Annotated in this window: 20 protein-coding genes; 8 read left to right on the forward strand and 12 right to left on the reverse strand. The window is 66.4% G+C overall.

Annotated elements, in window-relative coordinates; all coding sequences use genetic code 11:
• The coding region (gene dnaA, locus ACYQ5L_RS00005) for a chromosomal replication initiator protein DnaA (RefSeq protein WP_459954770.1) at positions 1–1,830 on the forward strand (1,830 nt) is incomplete at its 5' end.
• 919 nt (positions 1,831–2,749) lie between these two features.
• Here dnaA and ACYQ5L_RS00010 read toward each other — a convergent pair.
• The 12 genes from ACYQ5L_RS00010 to ACYQ5L_RS00065 form a co-directional block, all read right to left on the reverse strand.
• Entirely contained in the window at positions 2,750–3,136 is a 387-nt protein-coding gene (locus tag ACYQ5L_RS00010) for a hypothetical protein (protein ID WP_459954771.1), read from the reverse strand.
• Entirely contained in the window at positions 3,133–3,867 is a 735-nt protein-coding gene (locus ACYQ5L_RS00015) for a hypothetical protein (RefSeq protein WP_459954772.1), read from the reverse strand. Before ACYQ5L_RS00015 ends, ACYQ5L_RS00010 begins: the two co-directional genes overlap by 4 nt.
• Positions 3,868–3,880: 13 nt before the next feature.
• Positions 3,881–4,738: a phage major capsid protein gene (locus ACYQ5L_RS00020; RefSeq protein ID WP_459954773.1), complete on the reverse strand. Its 858-nt coding sequence runs from the start codon at positions 4,736–4,738 to the stop codon at positions 3,881–3,883.
• A 106-nt stretch (positions 4,739–4,844) separates the two neighbouring features.
• Positions 4,845–5,000, reverse strand: a complete 156-nt coding sequence (locus ACYQ5L_RS00025) for a hypothetical protein (RefSeq protein ID WP_459954774.1) — start codon at positions 4,998–5,000, stop codon at positions 4,845–4,847.
• On the reverse strand, positions 4,997–5,488 hold the full coding sequence (locus ACYQ5L_RS00030) for a hypothetical protein (protein ID WP_459954775.1): 492 nt from the start codon (positions 5,486–5,488) through the stop codon (positions 4,997–4,999). The genes ACYQ5L_RS00025 and ACYQ5L_RS00030 overlap by 4 nt, the downstream gene beginning before the upstream one ends.
• A complete protein-coding gene (locus tag ACYQ5L_RS00035; RefSeq protein ID WP_459963277.1) occupies positions 5,485–6,765 on the reverse strand; it encodes a phage portal protein in 1,281 nt (426 codons plus the stop codon). The genes ACYQ5L_RS00030 and ACYQ5L_RS00035 overlap by 4 nt, the downstream gene beginning before the upstream one ends.
• Positions 6,766–6,794: 29 nt before the next feature.
• Positions 6,795–8,057, reverse strand: coding sequence for a terminase large subunit domain-containing protein (locus ACYQ5L_RS00040; protein ID WP_459954776.1), 1,263 nt, complete (start codon positions 8,055–8,057; stop codon positions 6,795–6,797).
• 301 nt (positions 8,058–8,358) lie between these two features.
• On the reverse strand, positions 8,359–8,745 hold the full coding sequence (locus ACYQ5L_RS00045) for an HNH endonuclease (protein WP_459954777.1): 387 nt from the start codon (positions 8,743–8,745) through the stop codon (positions 8,359–8,361).
• A gap of 2 nt (positions 8,746–8,747) precedes the next feature.
• Positions 8,748–8,894 carry a hypothetical protein gene (locus ACYQ5L_RS00050; RefSeq protein WP_459954778.1) on the reverse strand — a complete coding sequence of 49 codons (147 nt, stop codon included), beginning with the start codon at positions 8,892–8,894 and terminating at the stop codon, positions 8,748–8,750.
• Entirely contained in the window at positions 8,891–9,052 is a 162-nt protein-coding gene (locus ACYQ5L_RS00055; RefSeq protein WP_459954779.1) for a hypothetical protein, read from the reverse strand. Before ACYQ5L_RS00055 ends, ACYQ5L_RS00050 begins: the two co-directional genes overlap by 4 nt.
• Before the next feature lie 132 nt (positions 9,053–9,184).
• Positions 9,185–10,588 (reverse strand): hypothetical protein, encoded by a 1,404-nt coding sequence (locus ACYQ5L_RS00060; protein ID WP_459954780.1) that lies wholly within the window; start codon positions 10,586–10,588, stop codon positions 9,185–9,187.
• 77 nt (positions 10,589–10,665) lie between these two features.
• Positions 10,666–10,884, reverse strand: a complete 219-nt coding sequence (locus ACYQ5L_RS00065; protein ID WP_459954781.1) for a hypothetical protein — start codon at positions 10,882–10,884, stop codon at positions 10,666–10,668.
• 84 nt (positions 10,885–10,968) lie between these two features.
• On the opposite strand from ACYQ5L_RS00065, the gene ACYQ5L_RS00070 reads away from it, so the two are divergent.
• The 7 genes from ACYQ5L_RS00070 to gyrA all read left to right on the forward strand — a co-directional run bounded on the left by ACYQ5L_RS00070 (position 10,969) and on the right by gyrA (position 21,525).
• Positions 10,969–11,559, forward strand: a complete 591-nt coding sequence (locus tag ACYQ5L_RS00070; RefSeq protein ID WP_459954782.1) for a hypothetical protein — start codon at positions 10,969–10,971, stop codon at positions 11,557–11,559.
• A 24-nt stretch (positions 11,560–11,583) separates the two neighbouring features.
• Positions 11,584–12,936 (forward strand): hypothetical protein, encoded by a 1,353-nt coding sequence (locus ACYQ5L_RS00075; protein ID WP_459954783.1) that lies wholly within the window; start codon positions 11,584–11,586, stop codon positions 12,934–12,936.
• Positions 12,937–13,245: 309 nt separating this feature from the next.
• A complete protein-coding gene (dnaN, locus tag ACYQ5L_RS00080; RefSeq protein ID WP_459954784.1) occupies positions 13,246–14,415 on the forward strand; it encodes a DNA polymerase III subunit beta in 1,170 nt (389 codons plus the stop codon).
• A gap of 99 nt (positions 14,416–14,514) precedes the next feature.
• On the forward strand, positions 14,515–15,687 hold the full coding sequence (gene recF / locus ACYQ5L_RS00085; RefSeq protein ID WP_459954785.1) for a DNA replication/repair protein RecF: 1,173 nt from the start codon (positions 14,515–14,517) through the stop codon (positions 15,685–15,687).
• A gap of 110 nt (positions 15,688–15,797) precedes the next feature.
• On the forward strand, positions 15,798–16,373 hold the full coding sequence (locus tag ACYQ5L_RS00090; RefSeq protein WP_459954786.1) for a DUF721 family protein: 576 nt from the start codon (positions 15,798–15,800) through the stop codon (positions 16,371–16,373).
• Positions 16,374–16,899: 526 nt separating this feature from the next.
• Positions 16,900–18,930: a DNA topoisomerase (ATP-hydrolyzing) subunit B gene (gene gyrB / locus ACYQ5L_RS00095; RefSeq protein WP_459963278.1), complete on the forward strand. Its 2,031-nt coding sequence runs from the start codon at positions 16,900–16,902 to the stop codon at positions 18,928–18,930.
• Between the two features lie 81 nt (positions 18,931–19,011).
• Positions 19,012–21,525 (forward strand): DNA gyrase subunit A, encoded by a 2,514-nt coding sequence (gene gyrA, locus ACYQ5L_RS00100; protein WP_459954787.1) that lies wholly within the window; start codon positions 19,012–19,014, stop codon positions 21,523–21,525.
• The last annotated feature ends 6 nt before the right edge of the window (positions 21,526–21,531 follow it).

The raw sequence follows: 21,531 nt of genomic DNA on the forward strand, positions 1-21,531 counted from the left end.
GTGGACGACGAGCAGAACGTGTTGACCAGCGTATGGCCCGAGGTGGTGGCCGAACTCGCCGGCGGTTCCGCCGACGGTGAGATCCAGCCGGTCAGCAAGGCACACATGGCCTGGCTGCGGATGATCGAGCCGATCACCCTCGCCCAGGGATTCGCCCTGCTCTCGGTGTCCGGGACGATGGCCCAGGGCGTGGTCGAACGCGATCTGCGCGAACCCATCCTGCGCGCGCTGACCCGCCGCGGATTGCAGGTGGAGGGGCTGGGCGTGCGGATCTCGGCCCAGCAGAACACGCCCGCCGACCGGGCCCCCAAGCCGCGGCACGCCCGCATGACCTCGCGGCCGGAGCGCCCGCGCGAGCCCGAGCCGGGTCCGGTGGGCTATCCGCCGGCAGCCGCGCCGCCGCCCGCGCCGGAACGCCAGCTGCCGCACTACCAGGCCCCGCCGGAGTACCGGCAGCCGCGCTATCTGCCTCCACAGGAGTACCCGGGGGAGTATCCGGACCAGGATGGTTATCCCCCTGTGGAATTCGGGCAGCCGCCGATGGCCGAAGAGTTGCCGGCGCCCGCGCCCGAGCCGCAGATAGCGCCCCGGCGCCGCGAGGAACGCCGCGCCGCGCCCCGGTCGCCCGGGCAGGAATCGCTGTTCTCCCCGGAGCCCGAGGACGAGCCCGCGCCCATGCCGGCCGCGCGCCGCCCGGTGGACGAGGACCATCACGACGACGAGCCGGTGGTCAATGTCCGCAATACCTGGCCGACCTACTTCAACAAGTCGCCCGAGCGGGAGACCGCACCGGCGTCGGGCACCAACAGCCTGAACGCGAAGTACACCTTCGAGACCTTCGTCATCGGCGCCTCCAATCGGTTCGCGCACGCCGCGGCGGTGGCCATCGCGGAGGCGCCCGCACGCGCCTACAACCCGCTGTTCGTCTGGGGCGCTTCGGGTTTGGGCAAGACGCATCTGCTGCACGCGGCCGGGCACTACGCCCAGCGGCTGTTCCCGGGCATGCGGGTGAAGTACGTCTCCACCGAGGAGTTCACCAACGACTTCATCAACTCGCTGCGCGACGACCGCAAGGTGGCGTTCAAGCGCCGCTACCGGGAGACCGACATCCTGCTGGTGGACGACATCCAGTTCATCGAGGGCAAGGAAGGCATCCAGGAGGAGTTCTTCCACACCTTCAATACGCTGCACAACGCCAATAAGCAGATCGTCGTCTCCTCCGACCGGCCGCCCAAGCAGCTGGCCACCCTGGAGGAGCGGCTGCGCACCCGCTTCGAATGGGGCCTCATCACCGATGTGCAGCCGCCGGAGCTGGAGACCCGCATCGCCATCCTGCGCAAGAAGGCGCGCATGGACCGCCTGGACGTGCCGCACGATGTGCTGGAACTCATCGCCAGCCGGGTGGAGCGCAATATCCGCGAACTCGAGGGCGCGCTCATCCGCGTGACGGCGTTCGCCTCGCTCAACGGGCAGCCGCTGGATCTGTCGCTGGCCGAGGTGGTGCTGCGCGATCTCATGCCCGATACCGCGACGCTGGAGATCACGGCGGCCACGATCATGGCCGTGACCGCGGAGTACTTCAACACCACCCTGGAAGAGCTGACCGGGCCGGGCAAGGCGCGGCCGCTGGCGCAGGCCCGGCAGATCGCCATGTACCTGTGCCGTGAACTCACCGACCTATCACTACCCAAGATCGGTCAGGCCTTCGGCCGCGACCACACGACGGTCATGTACGCCGAGAAGAAGGTGCGCAAGGAGATGACCGAGCGGCGCCGGGTGTACGACCAGGTTCAAGAACTCACAGCCAGGATCAAGCAACGCTCCCGCTGATCCACAGCTAACAGACCCCCACGTCGCTTGACGTGGGGGTCTTCTGTTTTCGGGGTTGTGGATTCCTCGAGGAGTCCTCGAGGAAAGCCTGGGGATTCCTCGAGGAATCCCACTGTTGTCCACCGGTTTGCTCCCAGGGGTCTACTCACAGTGGTGCACAGGGGTTGATGCACAGTTCCCACAGGAGGATTCATCCTCGAGGGCTGACCTGCGCGAAGTCCGGTTCATCCCTGTGGATTCCTCGAGGAGTCCTTGTTCAGTCCTCGAGGAATCCTCGAGTTGTCCCCGGTTTCGCTCAGATGTGGGCAGAACCGCAGGAAATCGGGGAGCAACTCGAGGATGGCTCGAGGATGACTGTGCAGAACGCCGTCCGCTCCACAGCCATCCGACGTTCATCCTCGAGACACTCTCGAGACATCCCCACGCCGCCACACCCTCCGACCAGGGGGAACGGGCGGAGTCCACAGAACTAACAGGCCCTACTACTACTTCAGTTCTTCTTCTAGAAAAGGTTCTTCTAAAACAGGGTGTGTGGAAACTCGGGTTGGGAGAGCAACGGTTCGCTCGCAACCCCTCCCCACCCGAACGGAAGCAAGGAGCAGCGGTGGAATCGAAGGTGACAACTGGTCTCGTAAGGTCCGGGTAACTCATCGGGTATGACCAGCTGTGATCGGGGTCTCAATGCAGAGGCCCCGGTCATTGGCCGGTTTTCCGGCGTGACCTGCCAGGATGCCACTCGGCACCCTTCCAAAACTCCTTCGCTGAGTTTCGCTCATTTGTGCGGTTTTTGCCCTCAATGTGGTCAGTAAACCGGTCAGTAAAACCAGAGGCCCCGACCCCCTTCCACGGGGCCGGGGCTCTGTTCGTTCGGGTGGGCCGCCACCGGGTGTCCAAGTTCAGCCGTACCCGCCCCGAAGCTCTAGACGGCGCGCCGCAGGTTGATCAATGCGCCCGGTTTCCAACCGCCCGGACCGGCGGCCACCTCCGGCGGACCGACACACCAGTACTTCACCACCGGGTCCTTGTCGCCGAGCGGCCCGCCGGGGACCTTCGGCAACCAGATCGCGGTGAAGTCGTTGTTGTTCGCACCCACCCATTCGAAGTTCTCCAGGAACGCGGGCGGCACGTACAGCTCCAGGTCGATCACGGTCTCGGCGAACGAGGACGCGGCGGCCTTGCTGGCATCCGGAGCGGCCCACCCGATCACGGGTCGGATGTCGTCGGTGTGGTCACGCTTCTGGATCACCCGCACCTTGTACGGCGTCGGGTAGGCCATGCGGATGCCGGTCGGGAATCGAATGCTCATCCGATCGCCCGCTTCCGATACCGGTTCAACACGAAGATCTCCGCCAACTCCCAGCCTCGAAAACCGTTGACGCGGCCGGTGAACGGCCCCATCTGCTGGTACTGCTCGAGCTGGCTGGGGTTGGAAGCGAACCGCGCCGAGGCGGTGGTGATGACGGCGGCGAGTTCCTCGTTCGGGTACCCGATCGGGTTGAACCCGTTGCCGCGCACATACGCCCGCACCATCGGCGTGATCACGTCGAGGGCCTGCTGTGCGAGCCGGTGAATCGGGTACGCCTCCGGATCGGCCTTGGTGTGCTCCTCATCGAGCCACAGCGGCCACCCGAGCAGCGCCGCCACCTTCTGCGCTTCCTCGGTGAACGTCGGGACCTCCGGATCGGGGTCCGGATCGGGGCCGGGTTCGTCCGGGCACTCGTCCTTGACCTCGTAGTTCACCTGCTCGAGCAGCCCCCCGCAGATGCGATCCTGCGATTCGAGGTCCTGAGACGGCCACGAATCCAGCTGCTGGAACGTGATCCGCTTCTTGTAGTCCTCGGGGTGCAACTGGGCTTCGAGCTTCGTCAAGCCCTTGGCGGTGATGACGACGAGTCCCTTTGCGGTGCGCGTGTTCCCGTCGTCGTCGGTGTAGGTGTAGGACTCCCGCAGCGCGTACCAGCGACGGAATGTCGTCATGCTGGGCAGGGAGCCGTCCCAGAACTCGGGGGTGCCCTTCTTCTTGCTGGCGCATCCCATCGCTGACCGCCCCCTACTTCGCTGCGGCCTTGGTCGTACCCTTCAGCACCACCACGGCCTCCGGGTGCAGCAGACCGAGGTCATAGCGGGTGACGACACGGATGCCGGTCATGTCGAACTCGGCCCACCGCTCGGGCAGGACGGTGACGGCCGGGGCGATGTCGCGGGCGATGGCGACCATGTTCATGTCCACCAAAGCTGCTGTGCCGGTGAGCAACTTGTTCGTGACGGTGACCGGGATGCCGAACAGGCGGTAGGTGGCGTCCTTGGTGATGTCGGACTCGAGCAGGTAGCGGCCTTCCTTGTCCTTCAGCTTGCGGATCGCGATGAAGTCCTGACCGGACACGAACCAGCGGTTCGGCTTCACTTCCTTGCCTTGAGCCATGGCGATCGCGTCGAGCAGGCTATCGGCGTCGGTGACGTCGAGCTTGCCCTGCTGCACGTCGGGCTGGTTCAGGATGCCGGTGATCGTGTTGTCGGTGCCGTCGCCCTGCAACAGCGCCGAGTCCAGCGCCGAGGAAACATCAGTCACCAGGCGAGTCTTCAGGGTGGCGTCCAGGCCGATAACCGACTGTCGCACAACCTCATTGGTGAACTTGGTGATGATCTTCAGCGACTTGCGATCCGACGGCATCAGCTTGATCTCGTCGAAATCGATGTCATCGGTCTTGATTTCCTGACCCTCGCCGGTGAACTGGACCAGAGCGTGGGTGGCGACCCGCGGAATGCGCAGCGGCGCAGCGGTATCGAAGATGCGCGGCCCGGAAGACAGGACCACGGAGGCAGCCTCGAGGGGCTGGACGAGCAGCTGGGCGACCTGTTCCGGGATGAGGGACTTCGCGGTGGTCGTGTTGGTTACGGCGTCAGCCATTGAAAACTCCTAGGGGAGAAGTGAATTGGATTCACTCCTCGCCGCCAGGACGAGAGAGCCTCGAAGGGGCGACCGCCGGGGCCGCCCCTTACCAGCTACTTTACCGCTAGCGCTCGTGCATCATGCGTTCCAGTTCGGTGGACGACCACCGTTCTTCGCCGCCGATGAGGCGGGGCACCAGTTCGGTTTCGGTGAGCTTGAACGCCGCATCGAGGCCGTAGTGGTCGATCGCCTCTTGGCTGGTCAGCCACAGTTCGCTCATCGCACCGACTCCCGCAGCAGGGCCGCCAGATCGACCGGAGACGGCGCGGAAGGCTTGGCCCCCTGCCCGATATCCCCGACGGCCCGCCGGGACGCCAGGTGCGGTTTTCGGGCCACCAGATCATCGATGGCCGCGGTGAGCGCCTCGGCGTCGTCCAGGTGATCTTCCGAGTACGGCAGGTCGGTGGGGTCGGCGAGGCGGCCGGTAGCCCGGACCAACTCGGTGTGCAGCCGCTCGGCGTAGGCGTCGGTCTTCTGCGCGCGCTGGCGGTAGCGGGCGTTCTCGTCGCGCAGCTTCGCCACCACCGACCGCGGGAAGCTGTCCGGCTCAGAACCTTCACCGTGAAGGTCTTCCTGGTCAGGCTGCGATTCCTCGGACTGCAACAGGTTCACGTCCGCTTTTTCTGCGGAACTGGTGTCCTCCACGTCACCTTCGGCGCCAGGAGTGACGGGGATCTCGCCGGCCGGATCGGTACGGTGTTCGGTCACGCAGCATCTCCAATCTGGTTGGTGTCGGCGACGATCGCCGCGGCGCGCATGTCGAGGATTTCGGCATCGGTGTACCCGAGCCGGGACAGGGCGGTTTCCCGCGGCAAAAGCCCAGCCGCGTACAGCTTCACGATCGCGTCGGCTTCCTGGGAGACCGAACGGGTGGACGGGTCGGCCCACTTCACGCGCGGGTTCACCCGGTCCGGGTCGGTCTGGTCACGGACCGCGACCATGAGGCGGGCGACGTCTTCCCACGCCTGCCCGAACATGCCTTGCTTGTTCTCCGCCCGCGCCGTCAGGCTGGCCTCACTCGCCCGCAAAGCGTCAGCGCTGGTGGGGTTCTCGGAGAAGATGCCGAGGTAATGCGGCGGCAGGGTCGAGATCGCGGTGATGTGGCCGAGTAGCAGCCGCGCGGCACCCTCGTAGCCGTCCAGGGTCGCGCCCGACAGCTGCCCGAACTTGCTGTTCTCGTTCTCCGAGATCATCATCCGGTCGTTCTCACCGATCGGGGACACCTCGTTACCCTCGGCGTCCTCGGTCAACTCGATGCCGGTGGCGTAACGCCGCGGGCGGCCGTTGAACTCGGAGGTCGTCAGCATGTCCACCCCCACCTTGTTCAGGGCGTCCACCAGGCAGGCCAGATCATCGATCTCGGACAGCCCGTAGGTGGTGACCGGGTTCGAATTCGGCGGGTTGTCGCCGAAGTTCAGCAACGCGTCACCGTTGATGAACGGCACCACCGGCACCCGGCCCAGCGGGTTCGGGATACGGGCGATCACGTCGTACCCGACCGTGGTAGCACCGGTCTGGTTGGCCCGCAGGCGCACGATCTCATCAGGCTTGTACAGAAACGCCTCGGTGGTGGTGTTCGTCTGCCAGCGCTTGACCCCCGCGAACACCTGCCGGGAACCCGGATCGGTGAGAACCGCGACCTGAGTAGCCGACTCGGGGGAGGCGACCGGACGCCCGTAGCGGTCGGCCCACACGATCACGTGGCTGTTGCCCAGCCGCAACGCCTCCCGATGCACCACACCGGAGGTCTGATCCAGGTTGTTGCGTAGCCAGTCGTCCCAGATGTCCACGTTCTCGAAACCGGTCACCCGCAGGCGCTCGGCCAGCGAGTTCACGGCCAGGCGGGGGATGTTGACCGCGTACCGGCCGAACCGATTCCCCAGCGCCACCTTCGCCTCCGGGGAGAGGAACGCCAACGGCTGTTCCCCACGGTAGTAGCGATCCAGCGCCGCATACCGGGCCACCGGGGCCTCGAGACGCTGCATCAGCTCAGTGATCAGATCCTGTTCGTCGCTCACTTGAAACTCCTTGTCTTCTTACCCTTTCCGCCGTGCCAGGCGGCACGGTCGAACGCCACAATCGACGCCACCGCGGCGTCGATCTTGCGCGGCGAATTCTTCTTATCCTTGTGCACCAGATCCCCCAGCGGCGTCTTCTTGGCGACGCAGTGGGCGACGTGCGCGGCCAGACGCCAATCCCCGTCGTGGGTAACGGCTTCGGTCACGACCGCCTGATACAGACGGTCGGTCGCCGGGGCCATCCGCGCTGTATGGGCTGTATTCCATTCCAGCACTTTCCGTTCCCCGTGGCGCTTCGCCCACGCTTCGATCTCGCTGCGCCACCCCCACGGGTCGCACGCCAGCTCGAGCACCTTGTACTTGGCGAACGCCATATCGACCGCGGCGTCTACCTCGGCCCGCGGCACCCGCCAATCCGGGTCATCCCCGGGGCTCTCCCACAGCCCGAGCACGAACAGGTGGCCGTCCAGGGTGCAGCCGACCAGCGCCGTCGAGTCGCCCGACGCGGACCCGTCGAACGCGAGCACAACCCGTTCCCGTTGCGTCACTTGACGATTCGAGTTGCTGCACGCCGCCCACGCACCCCACGGCAGCCACGAATCGATACCCGTCACCCACTGCCCGAGGCGCAGCTGACGAAACACCGGTTCACGGATCGTCTTCCGCACCGCCTCGATACCGTCCTCGGCGAGGAACGGGCGCTCATCGGCCAGGGCCGGGTTAGCGATCTTCCACGCCGCCCGGTCCGCGGTGTCGCACCCCTCCGGGGCCGCCCACTCCCGGAAGTAGAACGCCGGATCGGTGGCAGCGCGGCCATGCTCCACCAGCCGCCACATGATGCTGTCCGGGCTCGAAGCCGGGGTGGAAATCGCCAGAGTGAGGGACTGGGGCCGCTTACCGCCCACCGACGTCACCGCCTCCCACACCTGCTCGGTCACCACGTGCAGCTCGTCCACGATCAGCAGCGTCGGGTCATGACCATGCAGGGCGGACGGCTCCGCGGGCAGCGGTAACAGGGTGGCGTCGTTCTCCGGGACGTACAGGTGATCGCGGTACACCTGCACCCGCTCCGCCAGCTCCGGAGACAGCTCCACCATGCGCCGGGCCAGCTTCATCACAATGCCCGCCTGACGCAGATCCGACGCCACCACCAGCACCTCGGCCGACGGCGGGCCGGTGAACAGCTCCGCCAGCGCCAACGCCGCAGCCAGCGCCGATTTACCGTTCGCGCGCGGAATCGACACCAGCGCCGTGCGCACCTTCGGAGCGAACGCACCCCGGATGATCTCCCGCTGGAACTCGCGCAGCGTGAACCGCTCACCCGCACCGTGACCGCGGGGAATCGTCAGAAACTCCTCGATGAACCGGGCACGCCGATGAGCACGAGCCTTCGGATAACCCTTGAACGACAAGGGTTTTGCGTCGATATTGCCCTTCGCACCAGCTTTGATGGTGAATCACCTCCCAAAATAGTTGTTGGACAAGCAATTACAGCAATTACAGCGATCTGTAACTCGTTCTAGGGCTGGTCATACACCGCGTTTTTAGGCCGGTGGGGGATCACCTCCCCTGGGGCGGGAGTCGTTGGATGCCAAGGGGTTTCGAGTCGCCCCGAGCGGTGGGGCTAATGTACTGGGGGACGGCTTCGCCAATCCCCTTGGCGCTGTTGCATTTACGGCACAGCACTTGCAGGTTGCCGAGGTCGAACGCGAGATCTGGCCGCAGGTTGAGCGGTTGGATGTGGTCTACGGTCAGGTTGGTGGTTGCTCCGCATGCGGTGCACCACGGTTGGAGCTTGCGGAGCTTGGCTGATAGTCGCTCCCACCGTCTGCGGTCGGGTCCGCGATGGTTGGTGCCGCTGTCGGTGTGGTGCACCACGGGCTTGTGCTGCTCGCACCACCTCGAGGCGGAGGGTTCTCCGCATTCGAGGCAGCACGTCAGCGTCATGGTTAGCGCAGGGTCCGGTTCATGCGGCGCAGTTCCTCGCGGATCTCGAGCAGCACGGCGACGAGGGTCTCGTGGTGGCCGTAGCTCTGCACGGTGTCGGCGGCGTGGTCGAGGGCCTCGGGCTCGATGGGGCGGTGGCTGGCGGTCATGCTGCGGCTCCGTTCTGGGGGGTGGGCATGATGAGGTAGTTCTTGGTCATGGACCCGTCGTCGTGGTGCTCGGTGATGACGGCGGTCTGCTCGTCGATGTCTTCCCAGTCGGCCCCGTGCGCGTCGGCGATGGCTCGGAAGATGGCGCGCTGATCCATGGTTAGGGTGTCCTTTCTTTTGGGCGTTTTCCCGTGGTGGTGAATGGTCCAGCTGGCCCTGGTCCAGGTGGAGAAAATAGCCCTCTGACCTGGTGATTGTTCGGACTGTACCTAGGGCCAGCTGGACCCTGCCTAATCACCGATCCAGAGGTAGTAGGTCGCGGTCTGGTGGTTGCCTCCGATCTCCTCGCGGATCTTGATCAGGCCCTCATCGGACAGCTCGACGGCGGCCGGTCCGATGCTCTTGCGGATGTCGGCCTTGGCGGCCTCCACCATCGCGGTATGCCGCTGCTCGCCCTGTCCGCGTAGGCGACGCTCGAGGTGTGCTCGGGCTCGGGCGTGACGGCGGTCGGCGATGATCTGCTCGGCCTCGTCGGTGGCGATGGCGCGGGCGGCGGCGCGCTTGCGGGCGGCCTCGTCGGTGGCGGCAACTACCCCGGCGCGGACACGATCACTGTGGTTCTGGACGCGGCGGGCGAGTTTCCAATCGTCGTCGGTGATCTTCTGCCGGGATTCCAGGATGGCCAGGGCGGCGGCGATCTTCAGCCGCAGCAGCAACCGGTGTCCGTCGAGCGGATCGATGCCGGCGTCTTCGCGGAGCACGCCGAGGCGGTGTGCGTCGACTTCGGCGCGGGCAGCCGAGGGCACCTCGAGGTGTCCGGGCTCCCAGTCGGGGATGGCCACGGACATCGGTTCCGGTTGGTCAGGGGCGATGTCGGGTGCCCAGGGGTCGGTGACCGAGGCCCACCAGAACCGTTGCGGCGTACCACCATCCGCGCCGTCGAGCAGTACCGCGGCCCGCAGGGGTTGAACTCCGACTATCAGGCCCATGCGGTAGGTGTGGGCGGGCACGTTGGTAGTGGTCGCCTTCTGCGCGTTGGTGAATCCGAGCTGTTCGCCCATGAACCCTGAGCGCACGACTCCGCCGAGGGTCGCGCCTTGTCGACCGAGAAGTGCTGCGAGGGTGTCGACTTCGGGGGCGATGAAGATGGCCGTTTCCTTGACGGTCGGGTCTTCGTCTTCCTCGGGGGTGAAGGCGCGGGCGATGCCTTCGCCGGTGCCGATGGGCAGGGTGCGCACCTGGTGAGGGGCCGACATGTTGTCGTCGATGAGGATGCCGTGGAACGTGATGGCTTCGGCGGCAACACCTTCGGCTCCGCCTTTCCCTGCGCCGGGCGGTCCGACGAGCGCGGCGAACAGGTTCAGCGATGCTTCGCTGCCGACGAGCGCGGGCAGCTTCACGCACGGCGGCACGGTGGCGAGGGCGCGCACGCAGGCGGCGGCGAGGACGGCGGCGGGCGCGACGCGGCGGGCGCGGGCGTAGTCGCGCAGGTGGCGCAGGGTGGGGCGGGCGTCGAACAGGTCATCTTCGGGCGGCGGCGCGGCGGGGGTGCGGGCGGCGTGGGCGAGGATTTCGGCGATGGTCAGCCCGGCCGGGATCTCGGGGCCTTCCCGGCGCGGTGCCTGCTCGAAGTCGCCAGGGCCTTCGGGCGTCGTGTCGGGCTCGAGATCGTCAGCGTCGGCCGGTAGGCTCACTGCTACTCCTTTCTGTGTTTTGGGCACTAGTTCGGTTGCGGCCCCGGGTTTCGTCGGCCCGGGGCCGTTTCATGTCTTCAGGCGGCGGTGTCGGGGCCAATGAGGCTGCTCTCTTCCCACTTGGCGACGTCGGACCAGCGGTAGCGAATGGTGCGCCCGTACCGGATGAACGGCACCCCGGTTTTCTTGTGCCGGTCTTGCGCTAGCCGGTTCTTGGTGACGCCGAGGTACTCGGCAAGTTCGGTGTCCTTGGCGAGGCCGGTCCGCTCTGCGGCGGGTAGCCATGTCGACGCCATACGTTGTGCCTCCCGTTCCCTTGTTTGCCCTGGTTGCTCCGGGGTTGCTTGCAATAGTGCAGAGCAAAGTGCATAGTTACAACTATGCAGACAGGTACGGATCGGGAAGACGACGAAACGGGCTATTCCGAGTGCGCCGTCCCCGACGCGGGGCTCATCATGCGGAGGTCGAACACCTACACCCGGGCCGCTGAAAGGTTGCTGCCGGACTGGTTCGAGATCGAGAAAGCTGGCTACGACGGCCCGGATACGTTCGCGCGGATCGAGATTCGCGACGGCGCGCCGCAGCTGACGGACCTCCGCCTGAGATCAGGTCGCCGACAGCGGGACGTGAAGCCAAAGGACCTTCGAGCCATCGATATCCAGTACTTCTACGACGTGTACGCGGCGCTCGTGATCCGCGCCGATCTCCAGGTGGAGGGCGACCCGGTGGCCGAACATCGGGGAGCGGTGAAGGTTGTCGAGCGTCAGCGCCGCGCGCCGGGGCATCGGGAGATCACGCCGGAAGTGCTCGCGCAGGTCGCCCAGATCTACCGCGACAACATCGAGCGAGCCCCGACAGCCGCAGTCGGCAGAGCGTTCGGCCTGAAACCTCGAATGGCCTCCACCTACGTACAAAAGGCCCGCGAGCACGGATACCTACCACCCACCAAGCAGGGCAAGAAACAAGCCTGAGACCGCAAGGAAGCAACGACAGAGATGGCGAAAGAGGCTCTACCACAAGGGCATTGGGGGAAGATCACCTATACGGTGCTGGCGACCGACGCCAAGGGCAAGGCAATCAAGGTCGAGTCGCGCGGCAACTACGGCGACGTGGACGGCCAGACCCGGCGACTCGGCGCGTACGGGTCGAGCCCGACCGCAGCCGACAAAGCCCGCCAAGCCAAAGCCAAGGACCCGCGTCGGCGCGCGAAAGTGCTGGGCCGCAACCCGATCAGCGGATGGTCACGTGACATGACGGTCGGCGAGGTGCTCACCACCAAGTGGCTACCGCACCACGCGCGCACCCCGCACGACCGCACCAATCGACCACCGACATTGCAGACCATGCGCCAATACCGCACGGCCGTACAGGGTTCCGACAACCCGGGCAAGAACACCGTGTTCCTGCTGCGGACCCGGTTGGCGCGGCGCAAGATCGGCGACCCGATCGACCCGGTACGCCCGAGCGAGATCGACGACGCGCTAGCCGAGTTCACCTCGGCGACCATGCGCCGGTACGCGAAGACGGCGTTAGATGGTGCGTTCGCGCTGGCGGTGAAAAACGATGCGGCCGACTACAACCCGGTGCGCGATGCTGCCCGGATCGAACGGGCCGGGGACGCGGGCGACGACGGCCCCCGCGTGCTCGAAGATGACGAGTTCACTACCTATCTGCGGCTCGAGGCCGAGTACTTCGAGGCTCATCCTCGGGCGGACCGCGACAACGTGTACCGGGATGCGGTGCTGCTGCACTACAACCTTGCGACCCGGATCGGGCAGACCCTCGGCGTCCGCATCGAAGATCTCGCGTTCGACGAGGACGGCGTGGTGATCACGGTCGCGGGGACTCTGGTCGACGGCCCGATAGTCGACGGCGGCCCGGATGTGCTGCATTGGCAGGCGCATGAGGACGGGTCGACGAAGGACGGCCGTAAGTCGGTGCGCATCACCGATCGCGGCGTGGTGGCGATGTTGAAGCGCCGGAAGATGGCGGCGGCACCCGGTCAGGTGTTGCTGTTCGTCGGGTCGGGTCGGCGCGAAGGTAAACCGGTCGACCCGGAGTCGCTGCGGATCACGCTGCGCGCCATCGTGGCCGGGTCCGAGATTTCGTGGGTGGCGGGTGAGTTCCACGCGTTCCGCAAGGCGGCGGCGAACCGGGTCTATGACGCCCTGATCGGGCAGGGCTGTAGCGATCTCGAGGCCCTGGACGCGGTTCAGCATCTGCTCGGGCATGTGGAGGGCTCGAAGGTGACCAGGGCTCACTACCTGCGCAAGCGGGTTCGCGGGGTGGCCGATTACGGGGCGCTGCTGACCGCTGCGCCGGTGAAACGGTCAGTAAGTGGTCAGTAGCCCGACCAGGGTTTTTACCGCCTCCGGTAAAAAGCCCGGTCAGGCTACGGATCGGGTTCGACCTTCGGGCATACTCACCGGGTACGTCCAAGATCGGGTTGGCTCCCAACCGGCGCCACGGGTGCTCGACTCGGACGGCTCTCAGCCGTCCGCTGAGTACGCGGAGAGGCGGTACAGCGGGTCGGCGTAGGCAAGAGCGGGGTGCGCGGGTACGGTTTGGTGTCGGTCGCCTGTGCCAGACTGCGCAGGGGTGGCTGATTCCACAGCTTTCCGACATGAGCCGACGCGTAGGAGAGGACAGACCGGGCGATGGAGCTTGCAAGCATGAAGTTTCGGGTCGCCCGCGAGGACTTCGCCGAATCCGTAGCCTGGGTGGCCCGCAGCCTGCCGTCGCGGCCTCCGGTGCCCGTGCTCGGCGGTGTGCTCCTCGTGGCCGACGAGGATGGCCTCACGGTCTCCGGCTTCGACTACGAGGTCTCCGCGCAGATGCGCGTGGCCGCCGAGGTCGCCGGGCCGGGCCAGGTGCTGGTGTCGGGCCGCCTGCTGGCCGACATCACCAAGGCGCTGTCCAATAAGCCGGTGGACGTGTCGGTGGACGGCACCCGGGTGCTGATCGCCTGCGGCAGTGCGAAGTTCTCGCTGCCCACCATGCCCGTCGAGGACTATCCCCAGCTTCCCGAACTTCCTCCCCAGACCGGTGAACTCGGCGTGGACGTCTTCGCCGAGGCCGTCGGCCAGGTGGCCGTGGCCGCCGGGCGCGATGACACGCTGCCCATGCTCACCGGCATCCGGGTGGAGATCGAGGGCCCCAAGGTCGTGCTCGCGGCCACCGACCGCTTCCGCCTCGCCGTGCGCGAGCTGGAATGGCAGCCGGGGCGCGCCGATGTGGAGACCGCGGTCCTGGTCCCGGCCCGCACCCTGTCCGAGGCCGCGAAAACCCTCGGCGCCTCCGATCAGCCGGTGCAGCTGGCCTTCGGCACCGGCACCGACGGCCTGCTCGGCATCGTGAACGGCGGCCGCCGCACCACCACCCGCCTGCTCGACGCCGAATTCCCCAAGTTCCGCCAGTTGCTCCCCAAGGAGCACACCTCCATCGCCACACTGTCGGTGAGCTCGCTGACCGAGGCCATCAAGCGTGTGGCCCTGGTGGCCGAGCGCGGCGCCCAGGTGCGGCTGGAATTCTCCGATGAGGGCCTGCTGCTCTCGGCCGGCGGCGACGATGCGGGCCGCGCCGAGGAATGGCTGACCGCCGATTTCCGCGGTGAGCCGCTGACCATCGCCTTCAACCCGGGCTACCTGGTGGACGGCCTGTCCGCGCTGCGCACCGATCGGGTCACCTTCGGCTTCACCACCCCCAGCCGTCCGGCGGTGCTGCTGCCGGCGCCGGAGGAGGATCCGGAGCCGCTGGATTCGGGCGCCTTCGCGGCCCTGGCCAGCCCGTACATCTACCTGCTCATGCCTGTGCGGTTGCCCGGCTGATCGGCCGGACAGCTGTGCACAGTGTTGACAAACCTGTGAAAAACTCGGTGTGGGTAGGGGTTTCGCGGTACCCGGAATCCGGCGTGGTGAACTAGCCGGATGTACGTGCGGACGCTGTCACTGCGCGATTTCCGGTCCTGGGAAGCCGCCGAGCTGGAATTGCCGCCCGGCCGCACCGTTTTCCTGGGCTCCAACGGCAATGGCAAGACCAACCTGATCGAGGCCGTCGGCTACTTGTCCACACTCGGTTCACACCGGGTGGCAGCCGACGCCCCGCTCATCCGCATCGGCGCTCCGCGCGCCCGCATCGGCGCCACCGTGGTCAATGCCGGGCGGGAGCTGCGGGTGGATATGGAGCTCAATCAGGGCACCGCCAACAAGGCGCAGATCAACCGCTCGCCGGTACGGCGGCCCCGGGAAATCCTGGGGATTCTGCAGACCGTGCTGTTCGCGCCCGAGGATCTGTCGCTGGTGCGCGGTGATCCGTCCGAGCGCCGCCGCTTCCTGGACGAGCTGGCGACGGCCCGATTGCCGCGGCTGGCCGGGGTGCGGGCGGACTACGACAAGGTGCTGCGGCAGCGCTCGGCCCTGTTGAAAACCGCTGGGCGCAATGCCCGTTCGGGCAATCGCGGCGCGGAGCTGAGCACTCTCGACGTGTGGGACGGCCATCTCGCCGCACACGGATCCGTGCTGCTGGCGCAGCGGCTGCGGCTGGTGCACGAACTTTATCCACATCTTGCACAGGCTTATTCAGGTATCGCTCCCGAATCCCGGCCCGCCGCAATCGGTTACCGCAGTTCGAGCCTGCCGCCGGAGTTCCTGGACCCGGCCCGGCCGCCACGTGACGACGATGCGGAGGTGCTGGAGGCAATCCTGTTGCGCGAGTTGTCCACAGCCCGTCCCAAGGAACTCGAACGCGGGGTCTGCCTGGTCGGCCCGCACCGCGACGATCTGGAGCTCATGCTGGGCAGCGCGCCCGCCAAGGGTTTCGCCAGCCACGGCGAATCCTGGTCCTTCGCACTGGCTTTGCGGCTCGGCGCGTTCGAACTGCTGCGCACGGCCGGCACCGATCCGGTGCTCATCCTCGACGATGTGTTCGCCGAACTGGATCGCCGCCGCCGCACCGCCCTGGCCGCCGTGGCCGCCACCGCCGAACAGGTGCTCATCACCGCCGCCGTGCCCGAGGACGTCCCCGAAGAACTCGAGGCCAACCCGCTGCGGGTGGAGACCACGGGCGAAGCCGACCGCCGCATCTCGCGAATCGCCGCATGACACGCGGTGCGCATGGCGTGACTGCGACAACCCCGCATGGGCCCGGCGAGCCTGTCGGCCCGATGCGGCAGAATCTCCCAGACTGACTGGCACGGACGAAAGGGAAGTGAGTGGCCGAACAGCCGGGATTTCACGAACCCGCGCCCGGCGCCACCGGCCCGGAGGGCGAACTCCGCGGCGTGGATCTGGCTCGCCGGGCACTCGAGGAAGCGCGTGCCGCCGCCCGCGCCGCCGGTAAATCGGTCGGCCAGGGCCGCGCCTCACCCCGCAAGGGCGGTGTCCGCGCGCTGCGCCGCCGTCGCACCGGCTGGTCCGGAGCCCATCCCGACGATCGCGATCCGCAGACCCTGTCATCGTTGGCCATGCAATTGGCGAAGGGCCGCGGCTGGTCCGGCAAGGTCGCCGAGGGCACGGTCTTCGGCCGCTGGTCCAGCGTGGTGGGGGAGGACATCGCCGCGCACGCCCAGCCGGTCTCCCTGGAGAACGGCGTGCTGAGCATTCAGGCCGAGTCCACGGCCTGGGCCACCCAGCTGCGCATGTTCCAATCCCAGATCCTGGCCAAGATCGCGGCCGCGGTCGGGAACGGCGTCGTCACCTCGGTGCGCATCAACGGCCCGACCGCTCCCAGCTGGCGCCACGGCGAACGGCACATCAAGGGCCGCGGCCCTCGCGATACCTACGGATAGCCCGCGTCGTACGGCCCGGCGGTTTCCCGGAAAGGGGTTCGGGGGCGAAGCCCCCGAGAGCCTCCTGAGAGTTGGGGCGTTTCACGTGGAACGAGGCTGTTTTTGTCGGTGCCGCCGACTAGGGTGGGAAGTGATCGGTCGCTTTCTCTCGCCGCGTCTACCGCGCCGCGCGACCTAGATCGCGGTGGAAACCTGTCGCAAACTTTCCGGCCCGGTTTCCGCCACGCCATGCCCGCCCGCGCGATCGCCCGCTGAGGCTCTCGGAACCCCCGCCGCCCATGACCGGACATATTGTTGGTCGATTTCACGCGCGCACGGCCCACTCAGGGGTGTCATAGGTGCATTCTGTGTCGGGTGTACCAGTAGGATGGGGGAGTAACTAGCGGCGATACCTCCCGGCGCGTTCGGCGACACTTCGCGCGTGAACCCGTAACTCTCGAGCAGACAGGCTTCGGGCCCCACGTGTGCACGCTCGCCAGTGCCCGGAGGATCAGCAAGTAAGGAGAGCTACCGACCAGTGGCTGCCATGGACTCCAACGCATCCGGCTCGACCTCGGGCAAGCAGAACTACGGTGCCGACTCCATCACCGTCCTCGAAGGCCTCGAAGCGGTTCGCAAACGCCCCGGTATGTACATCGGTTCCACCGGTGAGCGCGGCCTGCACCACCTGATCTGGGAAGTCGTCGACAACTCCGTCGACGAGGCGATGGCCGGATACGCCACGCGCGTCGATGTGAAACTGCTGGCCGACGGCGGTGTCGAGGTCATCGACGACGGCCGCGGCATCCCCACCGGCATGCACGCGCAGGGTGTGCCCACCATCGAGGTGGTCATGACCCAGCTGCACGCCGGCGGCAAGTTCGACGGCGAATCCTATGCGGTGTCGGGCGGTCTGCACGGCGTCGGCATCTCGGTGGTGAACGCGCTGTCCACCCGGCTCGAGGCCGAGGTGGACCACGACGGTTACCACTGGACCCAGGAGTACAAGGATTCCAAGCCGGGCAAGCTGTTCCAGGGACAGCCGACCAAGCGCACCGGTACCACCATCCGGTTCTGGCCGGATCCGGAGATCTTCGAGACCACCACCTTCAGCTTCGAGACGGTGGCGCGGCGCCTGCAGGAGATGGCCTTCCTGAACAAGGGACTCACCATCACCCTGACCGATGAGCGGGTGGCGGAGAACGACATCACCGACGAGGTGGTCAGCGATACCGCCGAGGCGCCCAAGCACGCCGAGGAGGGCGCCGAGGCCGCCGCGCCGAAGGTGAAGACCCGCACCTACCACTACCCGGGCGGGCTCGAGGACTTCGTCAAGCACATCAACCGCACCAAGACGCCGATCCACAACTCGATCGTGTCGTTCAACGGCAAGGGCACCGGGCACGAGCTCGAGGTGGCCATGCAGTGGAACTCGGGCTACTCCGAATCCGTGCACACCTTCGCCAACACCATCAACACCCACGAGGGCGGCACGCACGAGGAAGGCTTCCGCGCGGCGCTCACCACGGTGGTGAACAAGTACGCCAAGGACAAGAAGCTCCTCAAGGAGAAGGACGGCAACCTCACCGGCGATGACATCCGCGAGGGCCTCGCCGCCATCGTGAGCGTCAAGATCGCCGATCCGCAGTTCGAGGGCCAGACCAAGACCAAGCTCGGCAATACCGATGTGAAGGGTTTCGTGCAGCGCACCTGCAACGAGCACCTGACGCACTGGTTCGAGGCCAATCCGGCCGATGCGAAGACCATTGTGACCAAGGCGGTTTCCTCCGCCCAGGCGCGCGTGGCCGCGCGCAAGGCGCGCGAGCTGGTGCGCCGCAAGTCCGCCACCGATCTGGGCGGTCTGCCCGGCAAGCTGGCCGACTGCCGGTCCAAGGATCCGAGCAAGTCCGAGATCTACATCGTGGAGGGTGACTCCGCCGGCGGCTCGGCCAAGTCCGGTCGCGACTCGATGTACCAGGCGATCCTGCCGCTGCGCGGCAAGATCATCAACGTCGAGAAGGCGCGCATCGACAAGGTGCTCAAGAACAACGAGGTCCAGGCCATCATCACGGCCTTCGGCACCGGCATCCACGACGAGTTCGATATCGCCAAGCTGCGCTATCACAAGATCGTGCTGATGGCCGACGCCGACGTGGACGGCCAGCACATCTCGACGCTGCTGCTCACCCTGCTGTTCCGGTTCATGCGCCCGCTGGTCGAGCACGGGCACGTGTACCTGGCCATGCCGCCGCTGTACAAGCTCAAGTGGCAGCGCAGCGAGCCGGAGTTCGCCTACTCCGACCGCGAGCGCGACGGCCTGCTGGAGCGCGGCCTGGCGGCGGGCAAGAAGATCAACAAGGACGACGGCATCCAGCGCTACAAGGGTCTGGGCGAGATGAACCCGAAGGAGCTGTGGGAGACCACCATGGATCCGAGTGTTCGCGTGCTGCGCCTGGTGACCCTCGACGACGCGGCCGCCGCCGACGAGCTGTTCTCCATCCTCATGGGTGAGGACGTGGAGGCGCGGCGCAGCTTCATCACCCGCAATGCCAAGGACGTGCGGTTCCTCGACGTCTAGTCCGCGCGAGCGGGGGCCGCTGATCCCCCCGCCTGCGCGCCGCGAGGAATCCCCGAACCCCCTTCTTACGGAGACCAATTCATGACTGAGACCTCTCTGCCGCCGTCGGGTGGCGACCGCATCGAACCGGTCGACATTCAGCAGGAGATGCAGAACTCCTACATCGACTACGCCATGAGCGTGATCGTGGGCCGCGCGCTGCCCGAGGTGCGCGACGGCCTCAAGCCGGTGCACCGGCGCATCCTGTACGCGATGTACGACAACGGGTACCGGCCCGACCGCAGCTACGTGAAGTCGGCCCGCCCGGTCGCCGACACCATGGGCAACTATCACCCGCACGGTGACACGGCCATCTACGACACCCTGGTGCGCATGTCGCAGTGGTGGTCGCTGCGCTACCCGCTGGTGGACGGTCAGGGCAACTTCGGTTCCCGCGGCAACGACGGCGCGGCCGCCATGCGTTACACCGAGTGCCGCCTGACGCCGCTGGCCATGGAGATGCTGCGCGAAATCGACCACGAGACGGTCGATTTCGTCCCGAACTACGACGGCAAGACGCAGGAACCGGTCGTGCTGCCGTCCCGCGTCCCGGCGCTGCTGATGAACGGCTCCAATGGCATTGCCGTCGGTATGGCCACGAATATCCCGCCGCACAATCTGACCGAGCTGGCCGAGGCCATCTACTGGGCGCTGGACAATCACGAGGCGGACGAGGAGTCCACCCTCGCGGCCTGCATGGAACGCGTGAAGGGCCCGGACTTCCCGACCTCGGGCCTGATCGTGGGCACCCAGGGCATCCACGACGCCTACACCACCGGCCGCGGTTCCATCCGCATGCGCGGTGTGGTGGAGATCGAGGAGGACACCCGCGGCCGCACCACCATCGTCATCACCGAGCTGCCGTTCCAGGTCAATACCGACAACTTCATCAATGCCATTGCCGAGCAGGTGAAGGACGGCAAGATCGCGGGCGTCTCCGACATCCACGACGAGTCTTCCGACCGCGTCGGCATGCGCATCGTGATCACGGTCAAGCGTGACGCGGTGGCCAAGGTGGTGCTGAACAACCTCTACAAGCACACCCAGCTGCAGACCTCCTTCGGCGCCAATATGCTCTCGATCGTCGACGGGGTGCCGCGCACGCTGCGTCTGGATCAGATGATCCGGCTGTACGTGACGCACCAGTTGGAAGTGATCGTCCGGCGCACCAAGTACCTGCTGCGCAAGGCCGAGGAACGCGCCCACATCCTGCGCGGCCTGGTGAAGGCGCTCGATCAGCTGGACGCGGTGATCGCCCTGATCCGCCGCTCGGCCGATACCGAGACCGCCCGCACCGGCCTCATGCAGCTGCTGGAGATCGACGAGGTCCAGGCGACCGCCATCCTCGATATGCAGCTGCGCCGCCTGTCCGCCCTGGAACGCCAGAAGATCCTGGACGAATTGGCCAAGATCGAGCTGGAGATCGCGGACCTGCTCGACATTCTCGCCAAGCCGGAGCGGCAGCGCGCCATCGTGCGCGACGAGCTGCAGGAGATCGTCGACAAGCACGGCGACGACCGCCGGACGAAGATCATCTCCGCCGACGGCGACGTGGCCGACGAGGATCTCATCGCCGTCGAGGACGTGGTCGTCACCATCACCGAGACCGGTTACGCCAAGCGCACCAAGACCGATCTGTACCGCTCGCAGAAGCGCGGCGGCAAGGGCGTGCAGGGCGCGGGGCTGAAGCAGGACGATATCGTCCGGCACTTCTTCATCAGCTCCACCCACGATTGGCTGCTGTTCTTCACCAATAAGGGCCGGGTGTACCGCGCCAAGGCTTACGAGCTGCCCGAGGCCAACCGCACCGCGCGCGGTCAGCACGTGGCGAACCTGCTGGCCTTCCAGCCGGACGAGAAGATCGCCCAGGTCATTCAGCTCAAGACCTATGAGGATCAGCCCTACCTGGTGCTCGCGACCCGCAATGGTCTGGTCAAGAAGTCCCGTCTGACCGATTTCGACTCGAATCGTTCCGGCGGCATTGTCGCGGTCAATCTTCGCGATGGGGACGAATTGGTCGGTGCGGCACTGTGTTCGGCCGAGGACGACCTGCTGCTGGTGTCGGCGCACGGTCAGTCCATCCGCTTCTCCGCCAATGACGAGGTGCTGCGCCCGATGGGCCGCGCCACCTCCGGCGTGCAGGGCATGCGGTTCAACGCCAGCGATGAACTGTTGTCGCTCAACGTCGTTCGCGAAGGCGATCAGACCTATCTGCTTGTCGCGACCGCCGGCGGGTACTCCAAGCGCACGGCGATCGACGAGTACACCGCACAGGGCCGCGGCGGAAAGGGCGTATTGACCATTCAATACGACGAGAAACGTGGCAGTCTGGTCGGTGCGCTCATCGTCAACGACGACGACGAGCTCTATGCCATCACTTCGGGCGGCGGCGTAATCCGCACCGCGGCGAATCAAGTTCGCAAAGCAGGACGTCAAACCAAGGGCGTGCGATTGATGAACTTGGGCGAGGGCGATACGTTGCTTGCGATCGCGCGTAACGCGGATGAGCCCGACCAGGTTGCCGAAGATGACACCAGCGGTTCGGCGAAGCAGTAGTTTCTC

It is taken from the genome of Nocardia sp. IFM 10818 (assembly GCF_054655275.1).

Excerpts from the sequence above, each read along its gene's own strand:
- ACYQ5L_RS00010 (WP_459954771.1), bottom strand. The coding sequence starts at position 3,136 with ATGAGCATTCGATTCCCGACCGGCATCCGCATGGCCTACCCGACGCCG.
- ACYQ5L_RS00015 (WP_459954772.1), bottom strand. The coding sequence starts at position 3,867 with ATGGGATGCGCCAGCAAGAAGAAGGGCACCCCCGAGTTCTGGGACGGC.
- ACYQ5L_RS00020 (WP_459954773.1), bottom strand. The coding sequence starts at position 4,738 with ATGGCTGACGCCGTAACCAACACGACCACCGCGAAGTCCCTCATCCCG.
- ACYQ5L_RS00025 (WP_459954774.1), bottom strand. The coding sequence starts at position 5,000 with ATGAGCGAACTGTGGCTGACCAGCCAAGAGGCGATCGACCACTACGGC.
- ACYQ5L_RS00035 (WP_459963277.1), bottom strand. The coding sequence starts at position 6,765 with ATGCAGCGTCTCGAGGCCCCGGTGGCCCGGTATGCGGCGCTGGATCGC.
- ACYQ5L_RS00045 (WP_459954777.1), bottom strand. The coding sequence starts at position 8,745 with ATGACGCTGACGTGCTGCCTCGAATGCGGAGAACCCTCCGCCTCGAGG.
- ACYQ5L_RS00050 (WP_459954778.1), bottom strand. The coding sequence starts at position 8,894 with ATGACCGCCAGCCACCGCCCCATCGAGCCCGAGGCCCTCGACCACGCC.
- ACYQ5L_RS00055 (WP_459954779.1), bottom strand. The coding sequence starts at position 9,052 with ATGGATCAGCGCGCCATCTTCCGAGCCATCGCCGACGCGCACGGGGCC.
- ACYQ5L_RS00065 (WP_459954781.1), bottom strand. The coding sequence starts at position 10,884 with ATGGCGTCGACATGGCTACCCGCCGCAGAGCGGACCGGCCTCGCCAAG.
- ACYQ5L_RS00070 (WP_459954782.1), top strand. The coding sequence starts at position 10,969 with ATGCAGACAGGTACGGATCGGGAAGACGACGAAACGGGCTATTCCGAG.
- ACYQ5L_RS00075 (WP_459954783.1), top strand. The coding sequence starts at position 11,584 with ATGGCGAAAGAGGCTCTACCACAAGGGCATTGGGGGAAGATCACCTAT.
- dnaN (WP_459954784.1), top strand. The coding sequence starts at position 13,246 with ATGGAGCTTGCAAGCATGAAGTTTCGGGTCGCCCGCGAGGACTTCGCC.
- recF (WP_459954785.1), top strand. The coding sequence starts at position 14,515 with ATGTACGTGCGGACGCTGTCACTGCGCGATTTCCGGTCCTGGGAAGCC.
- gyrB (WP_459963278.1), top strand. The coding sequence starts at position 16,900 with ATGGACTCCAACGCATCCGGCTCGACCTCGGGCAAGCAGAACTACGGT.
- gyrA (WP_459954787.1), top strand. The coding sequence starts at position 19,012 with ATGACTGAGACCTCTCTGCCGCCGTCGGGTGGCGACCGCATCGAACCG.